The sequence below is a fragment of the Ferrimonas sp. genome, assembly GCF_048263965.1.
GTDB lineage: Bacteria > Pseudomonadota > Gammaproteobacteria > Enterobacterales > Shewanellaceae > Ferrimonas.
Genome location: NZ_JBLXDO010000039.1, coordinates 1 through 9,194, shown reverse-complemented (window position 1 = coordinate 9,194; position 9,194 = coordinate 1). Strand labels below are relative to the sequence as shown.

The following is a 9,194-nucleotide window of genomic DNA, read 5'->3' as shown; positions in this document are numbered from 1 at the left end:
ATAAATCCGCCTACATGCTGGAATGTCAGTATGTGGGCGATGAAATGAGGGGGATTTTCAGACTGTCATCCCTCCGGTTCTGCTGAAGTTGGTAAATGGTCAGGTCTGGGCACTTGATCGCAGGTTTCCTAGCTCAGAGGACAGCTGTTTCACAACTGTACGCTGCTTCGCTTTGCGCTATTGATGGGACCGTCTGGGCTGATCGCACTGCTGGCCGGCTGGTTCACGACCGAGCTGGGCCGCCAGCCCTGGGTCATTTACGGTCTGATGAAAACCGCTGATGCCGGGAGTAATCACAGCACATCGACCATAGTGTTTTCCCTGGTGCTGCTGGTGGTCGTATACGGACTGATCTTCGGTACCGGCATCCGCTACCTGCTGCGCCTGATCAGCAGGGGACCCGATCAGGAAATTGATACAACGCTTTCCACTATCCGCCCGACATCCCCGTCGGATACGCATCTGGGAGACTGACCATGGGTATTGATCTTGCATTGATCTGGGCCGTCATCATCCTGTTTGGCGTGCTGCTGTACGTGATTGCCGATGGCTTCGATCTGGGTGTCGGGCTGCTGTTTCCACTGGTGTCTGGCAAGGAGGATCGCGACCGGATGATGGCCAGCATCGCGCCGATCTAGGATGGCAACGAAACCTGGCTGATCCTCGGTGGGGCCGGGCTGATGGCCACGTTCCCGCTGGCCTATGCCGTCATCCTGAGTGCACTGTATATTCCGGTGCTGATGATGCTGATCGGTCTGATTCTGCGTGGCGTGGCGTTCGAAGCCCGCGCCAAGGCCAGCACGCGCAGCCGGCATCTGTGGGACAAGACCTTTTTCGCCTGTTCTCTGCTCGCCACCTTCTTTCAGGGGGCCATACTCGGCGCCTACATCTCCGGACTGCCCGTGGAGAACAACGCCTACAGTGGCCATGCCCTGAGCTGGGTCAGCCCCTTTGCGCTGTTCTGCGGCGTATCGCTGATCGCCGCCTACGCCCTGCTGGGGGTACCTGGCTGATCATGAAAACCGAAGGCAAGCTGCAGCAGCAGATGCGCCGCATGCGCAAGCCTCTGGTCTGGCTGTTGATGGGGTTCATCGTGCTGGTGTTCATCTGGACGCCCTTGGCCCATGAGGCCATTGTACTGGCTGGCCCCTTTACCGGTTTTCACCGCACTGACTTGCCTGTGGCTGCTGAGAATGGTTGATCGAGGGGAAAACGGACCCTTCATCATGAGCCTGATCGTCATGGCACTGGGGTTTCTGGGGCTCGGAATCAGCCTATGGCCCAATGTCATTCCGCCCTCGATCAGCATTTGGGAGGTCTCAGCACCAGTCGCCAGCCAGGGCTTCGCACTGGTCGGAGCGTTGCTGATCATTCCGGTGATCATGACCTACTCAGCCTGGTCCTACTACGTCTTCAGGGGCAAGGTACGCGCTGAAGACGGTTACCACTGAAGCACAACTTACCCCTTTTCACGGCCAGCTACCGGTCAGGCTCGGCCGCGCTTTTTCCCCTCCTGTATCCAAAACATCCGCATCTATCCAAACCATTCCCACCTCGACCTGACATTGTCGCCCAATGTTAGACAATCAATATCCATTACCCTGAGGCCTGTTTAAAAAGCAGTCTCAGTTAAAATATAAGATATTGATTTGGAATAAATAACTGGTTTATGGAATATTTCATGCGTAGTGCTTCTCGGATCTTTCAGTCCCGGAAAACGCATCTTCGGGATCCCGATACTTATACCGGAGCACACAATAATGACATCGACAGTTCTATTGAACCCGCAGGATCTGGAAACACTGATTGAACGCGAGAAGGTGGTTATCATCGATACGCGTAACCCCGAAAGCTACGCGACCGGACATATCCCCGGTGCAGTCAACGTACATGACATCTTTACCTTTCTGGCCAAGTCGACGGCCGAAGGCATCGGTGAGCTCAAGGAAAAATTCGCTGCCACCTTCGGTGGTATCGGCCTTTCTGGAGAAGAAACCGCCGTTATCTACGAAGAATCCATGAATACCGGCTTTGGTCAATCCTGCCGCGGTTACTTCCTGCTCAGCTATCTCGGCTATCCCAAAGTCTCCATTCTCCACGGCGGCTTCCAGGCTTGGCAGGCAACCGGTATGCCGGTCAGTACAGACGTTCCGGACGTCCAGAGCAGCACCTTCCCGCTACAGGACACCGGACATGAACTGATGATCGACAAGGACGATATCCTGGCCGCACTGGATGATGGCAAAACCGTGATGCTGGATGTCAGAGATGTAGATGAATGGATAGGTACCAGCTCTTCGCCCTATGGCAAAGACTTCTGTCCGCGCAAGGGCCGCCTGCCGGGAGCCCGCTGGATCGAATGGTATCGTATGATGAAACCGGGCGTGACGGCGCTGTTCAAGTCCCCGGAAGAGATTCTCGCGGAATGCCATAGTGTGGGAATCGATCAAGACACGCCCGTGTATATCTACTGTTTCAAGGGTGCTCGTGCAGCTAACACACTGGTCGCACTGAAAGCGGCCGGAATCAAGGATGTGAAACTCTACTTCGGTTCATGGAATGAGTGGTCCCGAGACGAAAGCCTGCCTATCGAGGAAGGGCTGCCCTACGCCAGCTGATTTCTTCAGCCCACGTCCATCCATGGCGTGGGCTCATTGCTTTCCATCCCGTTCCTGCCTCCATCTGCCCTCCCCTGCCCAAGTGCCGCCCCTACACTGACTCTCTTCTGCAATCCCTCCCCCTTTTTCCCACTCACATAGTTCCAGCGCCGGAAAAAGGCCTGCTCCAACATGCAACCATGCGCACCAGAATATGACATTGTCCGACAATGTCACTGAATGACAATGTCGAACAAACTCGCAAAAAAACTATAACCAACTGAAATAAATGGATTTTAAATTCATGGCACGTTCCCTGCTTTATTCCGGTTAACACTCATTACCGGAGCAGCAGCATGGGCGCCTCTCTCTCACTCGACTACATCACACACAGGTTCTCACCAACCTCTTCTCCCACTCTTCAAGAGATCGAAAATCGCATCGAACCGGGTGAGATGATCGCCCTGATCGGTCGCAGCGGCTGCGGCAAATCAACCCTGCTGCACATGCTTGCCGGTCTGCTGATTCCTTCAGAAGGCTGCGTTCGCATCAATGGGCATCAAGTTTCCAAACCCAGCGCCAAGTGGAACATGATGTTTCAGAAGGCCTCGCTCTACCCCTGGATGAGCGTCAAGGAGAATGCGTCACTCGGCCTCATGTTCGCTGGCGTATCCAGCGCCGAGGCGTCTGCGCGTGTCGACAAGCTGCTGGATATGGTGGGCCTGCATGACAAGAAAGATGTCAATGTCCAGAGCCTGTCGGGCGGCCAGCAGCAGCGTGTCGCCCTGGCCCGTTCCCTCGCCACCGAACCGGAATTGCTGTTGTTGGACGAACCCTTCTCTGCACTGGATGCCTTTACCCGCAACGCGCTGCAGGAAGAGGTACCGGCCATCTGCCGGGAAAGGGGTATCACCATGGTGATTGTGACCCATGACATCGACGAGGCGATCACCATGGCCGACCGCGTACTGATCATGTCGCAGAACCCCGGTCGTATCGTCAGTGAGCTGAAGGTAGAGCTGCCCTGGCCGCGACGCCATATGGATGCAGGCTTCCAGGCCAAACGCGATGAGCTGATGAAACGCTTCAAGGGTACCGATAGCGGCCTCGCCGGACGCCAGTCCGAAGCCGAAACCTCCGGCACCCAGTCTGATAACGCTGCCTGAACTGCCAGCCTTGCACTTTGACGAGGATCCAACCATGAAATCCAAGAACAACAAGTACGAAGACGCCATCTCAAACGATGAGCTTGAACATCTGCAAGCACATGAAATGAGCCGTCGTGACTTTATGCTCGACAGCCTCGCCATGGGCGGCCTGGCAGCAGCCTTCGGTCTCGGCGCCAGCAGTGCTGCCTGGGGCAGCATCCAGCCGCCCGCTGATGAGGTGGTCCGCATCGGCTATCTGCCCATCACCGACGCAACCGTTCTGCTCGTCGCGCACGCCAAGGGTTACTTTGAAGATGAAGGCCTTAAAACCGAGCCGCCGACGCTGATTCGTGGCTGGTCACCACTGGTTGAAGGCTTCGCCGCCGGCAAATTCAATCTGGTTCACCTGCTCAAGCCGATTCCCATCTGGATGCGCTACAACAACGGCTTCCCGGTCAAGATCATGTCCTGGGCTCACCTGAACGGTTCAGGCCTGGTGGTGGGTCGCCATACCGATGTTGAGTCCTTTGCCGACCTCGGCGGCAAGCAGGTCGCCGTCCCCTACTGGTACTCCATGCATAACATCGTGCTGCAGATGGGGTTGCGCCATGCGGGACTGAAGCCGGTGATCAAGGCCCAGGGGGAAGCCCTGGCGGATGATGAGGTCAACCTGCAGATCATGCCGCCACCCGATATGCCACCAGCACTGGCTGCCCGCAAGATCGACGCGTTTATTGTGGCCGAACCGTTCAATGCCGTTGGCGAAATGCTGGCCGGGGGCAAGATGCTGCGCTTTACCGGCGACATGTGGCGCAACCACCCCTGCTGCGTGGTATGCATGAACGAAACCCAGGTGAACGCCAAGCCCGAGTGGAGCCAGAAGGTGATGAACGCCATCGTTCGGGCACAGATCTACTCGCAGCAGAACAAGAAAGAGGTGGCCCACCTGTTGTCCAAGGATGGCATGGGCTATCTGCCGATGAAGGCCAATATCATCGAACGCGCCATGACCCTCTATGACGACAGCAACTATGCAACCCCGGATGCCATCCAGAACCCGGAATGGGGCTCCGGCCGCATCGACTTCCAGCCCTGGCCGTTCCCGTCAGCCACCCGTTTGATCGTTGACGAGTTGAAACAGACCCTGGTCGGTGGCGATACCACCTTCCTGCAAGAGCTGGATGCGGACTTTGTGGCCCAGGATCTGGTGGACTACCGCTTCGTCAAAGCCGCCATGGAAAAGTATCCGGGCTGGAAAGACGCCCCGGGCTTCAATGCCGAAAATCCGTTCGAGCGCGAAGAGGTGATCAAGCTATGAGCCAGTCAACACAGACCCTGAACGCGATGCCAACCTCAACCGCCTGGTCCAATGCCATTGGCCGCTGGCTGATTTCGCTGCGCTACCCGGCTATAGGAATTACGGCTCTGCTGGCCATTTGGTGGCTGGGCGGCTACATCATATCCAACGACCCGGACCTCTGGGCCTTTGCCAACTTTGCCCCGGAACCCACTTTCAATGCGCTCTATGACCTGGTTGCCAGTGGTGATATTTGGCCCACGATCCAATCCAGTCTTTACCGTGTTCTGGTCGGTCTGTTCTGGGGTGTTGCCCTAGGGGTACCTGTCGGTATTCTGATCGGCTATGTGGGCACCGCCATGAAAGTCGCCAACGTGCCTTTTCAGTTCCTGCGCATGGTCAGCCCGCTGGCCTGGATGCCAATCGCCGTATTGGCATTCGCCACCTGGGATGCCGCCATCATTTTCCTGATCGTGATGGCCACCATCTGGCCGATCATCTTTTCAACTGCCCATGGTGTGCGTCGTATCGATCCCAACTGGTTCAAGGTCGCTCGCAACCTGGGGGCTTCAGGCCCGCAAATGCTGCGTCGAATCATCCTGCCGGCGATCATGACCGATGTCATGGCCGGTATCCGACTCGCGGTTGGTGTCGCCTGGGTCGTACTGGTACCGGCCGAGTATCTGGGTGTTACCAGTGGTCTGGGATACGCCATCAACGATGCGCGCGATACCCTGGCATACGACACATTGGCGGCCGTGGTCGTGGTCATTGGTCTGATCGGTTATGGCCTCGACAGTGTCTGCAGCCTGCTGATCAAGCGCTTCAACTGGCATGTTGAATAACAACGCCCTGCCTGTACCTGCAGCACAGCCGGTCCTGTCCCAGGACTGGCTGTCTGTCGTTTCAACGCCGGCTATACGCCGGCCCTCCTCCTCGAGGTCTGTAAAGGAGACCGGTGATGGATACCCCGTTACCCAAACCACATAGCGATATCAGCGCCAATGACAAAGGGGTCGCCGACATGACGGTCCTGCACGAGGCCGCCAAGCTGATCGGGCAATCAGACACCCCGGAGCTTGCTATCAGTGGCACCCTGAGGCTTATGTCACAGATGCTGGGGCTTAACCGTGGACGCGTCCTCCTGCCCTCATCAGCCGACGGTCAGCTGAGGATCCGTTACAGCTACGGCTTGACCGAAACCGAGCGCCAACGCGGTATCTATACCTTCGAGGAGGGCGTCACCGGCAAAGTGATGAAAACTGGACAACAAACGGTGATCCAGGATGTTGATAAGGAACCTGGATTTTTGTTCCGAGCGGTGGATCGTCAGACACTACCCGAAGGGGTTGTTTCCTACCTCGCAGTCCCGATTATGGATGGAAACTTGACCGTTGGCGTGCTGGCCACCCATCGCCTGAGGATGCGTCCACGTGCGATCAATGCCGATCTGATGATCCTGCGCATTCTGGCCACGTTTATCGCCCAGATCATCAAGATCAACAGCCTGATAGAGGAACGTACCAGCAACCTGCGTGAAGAAAACCAGGAACTGCGGGACGCTCTGGACCAACAGCAGAACAACTACGGCATCCTTGGCGAAAGCCCTGCCGTACGTGACGCCCTGTTGCAGATCACCCGTGTCGCCAGCACTCCGGTCACGGTGTTGCTGACCGGTGAGTCCGGCACCGGCAAGGAACGTTTCTCCCAGATCCTGCATCTCAACAGTGACCGCAAGGATCAGCCGTTTCTGGCGATCAACTGTGCTGCCATTCCCGAGCAGCTTCTTGAATCCGAACTCTTTGGCCATGAGAAAGGCGCTTTCACCGGTGCCACCGCCAGCAAACAGGGCAAAATCGAACTGGCCAATGGCGGCACCCTGTTTCTGGACGAGATCGGCGACCTGAATCTGGAGCTGCAATCGAAACTCCTGCGCGTGCTGGAGGGCCAGGTCATCCAGCGTGTTGGCGGGGTGCGCGAGATACCCGTCAATGTACGTATTGTGACCGCAACGCATAAGAACCTTCAGGAAGCCGTCAACCAGGGCAAGTTTCGTCTCGACCTGTTCTACCGTCTGAACGTTTTCCCCATCCATCTGCCGCCACTGCGCGATCGCACCGGCGATGTCCGTATTCTGGCCAGACACTTTCTGTTGGCCGCCAACCGCGATTACGCCCGCTATACGGTGTTCGGCAAAGGGGTGATGGAGCGCCTGGAAAGCTACAACTGGCCAGGCAACATCCGACAACTGGAAAATGTCATCAAGCGTAGCGTACTCATTGCACTGGATGGCGCCATTACCCCCCAGGATATTGAAAGCATTCTGCGGCAGGAGTCCGTCATCAACAGCCACCTCGAAGCCGGACAGGCCTCCGATACCCAATCCATGCCGACACCGGCTGAAGCCGCGCCAATAGCAGCCGTGCCGGCTGGCCAGGTAGGCCATCCGGTTTCCAATCGCCCCTATAACTGGGTGCGCGCAGACGAAAAAACCGACCTGCTCACCGCTCTGCAGCAAAGCGGTGGCAACAAAACCCGCGCCGCCGCCCTGTTGGGCATGACACCGCGGCAGTTCCGTTATCGACTGGAAAAACTGGAGCTGGAAGCATGAGCCCCTCTGACCATGCTGGCCCACGACCACCGGTACTGCGCCAGGGCATCCGTCAAAATCGCGCACTGTTTTCCCATTTGCTGCTGCAAGTCCTGCTGGTTGGACTGACTATCGGCATGATGCGCACCGTCATACCGGCCTTGGCTGAAAGTGATTTCGGGCTGCCGGCCAACGATTTCTTCTTGCTCTGTACCTTTGTCATCGCCTTCGGTGTCGTAAAGGGCTGCATGAATTTCGTCGCCGGCAGGCTTGCCGAACACCTGGGACGCAAGCGAGTGCTCCAGCTGGGCTGGCTGGTCGCCCTGCCGATTCCCCTGATGATCGCCTATGCACCCTCATGGAACTGGATCGTCGCCGCGACACTGTTACTCGGGGTCAATCAGGGCCTGGCCTGGTCGATGAGCCAAACCTCCAAACTGGATATTACAGCTCCCGAACAGCGTGGCCTGACCCTTGGCCTGAACGAGCTGGCAGGCTATATGGGCGTTGCCCTTGCAGGCATTTTGACTGCATACCTGGCAGAGATAGCCGGGGTACGGCAGAGCCTGCTTGGCTTTGGCCTGGTCGTGATCGTCTCAGGTCTGTTGCTGAGTACGTTGTGCGTTGTCGAAACACGTGACTGGATCATCCCTGTACAAGGCAAGCGTGCAAGCCCACCTGCGGCCAGTGCTTCACGATTGCCAACCGGCCTGCCCGCCGTGCCTGGCACATTTGAGATCCTGCGGCATGTCAGCTGGCGTGACCGGCGTCTGGCTGCTCTGATGCAAGCGGGCCTCGTGGAGAGGTTTGTCGATGCACTGGTGTGGATTTTCTACCCGGTCTACCTGTCTCAACAGGGCGTTAAACTGGCCGATGCAGCCTGGATCATCGGTATTTATGGCGGTACCTGGGGGCTATCGCAGCTGCTGACCGGACACTGGTCAGATCGTATCGGACGCCAGCGGCTGAATGTACTCGGCATGTGGCTCTGTGGCCTCAGCGTACTAATGATGCCGTGGCATGCCAGTCTCCTCTGGTGGTCGAGCTGCGCTGCGTTGACTGGATTTGGCATGGCCATGCTATATCCAAATCTGGCCGCCGCTGTCGCCGATCTTTCCGCACCTGAATGGCGAGGTTCCAGTATCGGTATCTACCGCTTCTGGCGTGATCTGGGATATGCCGTCGGCGCTCTGGTACTGGGCCTGGGCACCGGACTCAGTGGCGATGTGGCCACCAGCTTCTGGATCACCGGCATCGCCATGCTGATCTCTGGCGTATTGCTGGCCTGGCAGGGAGAGGAAAGCAGCCCTTATCTCAAAACCATTTCTTCTCAGGTCTGATCCAGTAACTTACATTCCAGGCCGACTGTTTCTCTAACACTGACTGCAGGTTGTTCCGGCACTGGTTCAAAGTGCCGGAAGCGAGGGTTGGTTGTGGGTGCTAAGGAGGTTGTTCACGCCGGTTAAGTTCGAGATGCTGGTTATCGCCAAACAAACAGCACAGAACAACCGACATGAACAACCCTCACAAGAATGCCCGAACTACGCCTCATATTCGAGCCC

7 protein-coding genes and 1 pseudogene are annotated in these 9,194 nt (G+C 57.1%); all 8 read left to right on the top strand.

Annotated elements, in window-relative coordinates; all coding sequences use genetic code 11:
- Window positions 1-144: 144 nt before the first annotated feature.
- The 8 genes and pseudogenes from ACN0RV_RS19360 (at window position 145) to ACN0RV_RS19325 (ending at window position 8,972) form a co-directional block, all read left to right on the top strand.
- Window positions 145-474, top strand: coding sequence for a cytochrome ubiquinol oxidase subunit I (locus tag ACN0RV_RS19360; protein WP_417350175.1), 330 nt, complete (start codon window positions 145-147; stop codon window positions 472-474).
- 2 nt (window positions 475-476) lie between these two features.
- Window positions 477-1,451 (top strand): annotated as a pseudogene (gene cydB, locus ACN0RV_RS19355) (cytochrome d ubiquinol oxidase subunit II).
- A gap of 309 nt (window positions 1,452-1,760) precedes the next feature.
- The gene (locus ACN0RV_RS19350; RefSeq protein ID WP_417350174.1) at window positions 1,761-2,618 is read left to right on the top strand and encodes a sulfurtransferase; all 858 of its coding nucleotides are present in this window, start codon (window positions 1,761-1,763) and stop codon (window positions 2,616-2,618) included.
- A 335-nt stretch (window positions 2,619-2,953) separates the two neighbouring features.
- Window positions 2,954-3,763, top strand: coding sequence for an ABC transporter ATP-binding protein (locus ACN0RV_RS19345; RefSeq protein ID WP_417350173.1), 810 nt, complete (start codon window positions 2,954-2,956; stop codon window positions 3,761-3,763).
- 34 nt (window positions 3,764-3,797) lie between these two features.
- Complete coding sequence (locus ACN0RV_RS19340; RefSeq protein ID WP_417350172.1) at window positions 3,798-5,063, top strand: ABC transporter substrate-binding protein; 1,266 nt, start codon at window positions 3,798-3,800, stop codon at window positions 5,061-5,063.
- Window positions 5,060-5,887 (top strand): ABC transporter permease, encoded by an 828-nt coding sequence (locus tag ACN0RV_RS19335; protein ID WP_417350171.1) that lies wholly within the window; start codon window positions 5,060-5,062, stop codon window positions 5,885-5,887. The genes ACN0RV_RS19340 and ACN0RV_RS19335 overlap by 4 nt, the downstream gene beginning before the upstream one ends.
- 116 nt (window positions 5,888-6,003) lie before the next feature.
- On the top strand, window positions 6,004-7,653 hold the full coding sequence (locus ACN0RV_RS19330) for a sigma-54 interaction domain-containing protein (protein ID WP_417350170.1): 1,650 nt from the start codon (window positions 6,004-6,006) through the stop codon (window positions 7,651-7,653).
- Entirely contained in the window at window positions 7,650-8,972 is a 1,323-nt protein-coding gene (locus tag ACN0RV_RS19325) for an MFS transporter (protein ID WP_417350169.1), read from the top strand. Before ACN0RV_RS19330 ends, ACN0RV_RS19325 begins: the two co-directional genes overlap by 4 nt.
- Window positions 8,973-9,194: the final 222 nt, after the last annotated feature.